A 973-nucleotide genomic window follows, 5' to 3' on the forward strand; every position below is an offset into this window, starting at 1 on the left:
AGGAAACATTTACGGATATCGAATACAGCTTCCGCAAGAAGAAAACGAAGCGGGAGGAATTTCTGGAAATCATGGACGAGATCATTCCCTGGGACGAGTGGGTTGGTGTTATCGAACCCTACTATCCCAAGGGAAAGCGTGGCCGTCCGCCCATGGGCATTGAGAAAATGCTGCGGATGTATCTGCTTCAGATCTGGTTCAACCTGTCCGATCCGGCTACTGAGGACGCCATCTACGACAGCTATGCCATGCGAAAATTCACAGGCATTAACTTCATGACGGAAGCGGTTCCGGATGAAACAACGCTGTGCAAATTCCGTCATCTTTTGGAGGCAAACGGACTGAACAAGCTGTTCTTCGATGCAATCAACCGCGTCATGGTACAAACCGGACACATGATGAAGGGCGGCACCATTGTGGACGCCACCATCATCAATGCTCCCAGCTCCACCAAGAATGCGGAGAAAGCCCGGGATCCGGAAATGCACCAGACGAAAAAGGGCAATGAGTGGAAATTCGGGATGAAATGCCACATCGGAGTAGACGCAGGCAGCGGTCTGGTTCACACGATGACCGTCACAGCGGCAAACGAGCATGACATCACCCAGACAGCGAATTTACTCCGGGAAGATGACGGGGTAGTCTATGGGGATTCGGGATATCTTGGAGTGCAGAAGCGCCCCGAAATCGCAAGCAACGAGCATTTTTCAAAAATTGATTTCCGTATTAACCGCCGCCCCAGCAGTCTTCCCAGGGTCAGTGACAACGCGATTGACTGGGAGCGTTATATTGAAAACCGCAAATCCGCAGTGCGCTGCAAAGTAGAGCACGCGTTCCGGATTATCAAGTGTCAGTTCGGCTATAAGAAAACAGTGTATCGCGGACTGAGGAAGAACGAGAATCGGCTGTATGCCATGTTCGCCTGCGCGAATCTGTATGCGCTTGCCATGGCCGGGCGAAAACTTTCCACAAC

At 51.6% G+C, this 973-nt stretch carries 1 protein-coding gene; it reads left to right on the forward strand.

Annotation, left to right across the window (positions count from 1 at the left end):
* A partial coding sequence (locus ACTNBK_RS17100) for an IS5 family transposase (protein WP_441147892.1) occupies positions 1-973 on the forward strand: 973 nt, incomplete at both ends.

The organism is Intestinimonas sp. HCP28S3_D6 (assembly GCF_052065695.1).
In the GTDB taxonomy this organism is placed as follows: domain Bacteria; phylum Bacillota; class Clostridia; order Oscillospirales; family Oscillospiraceae; genus Intestinimonas.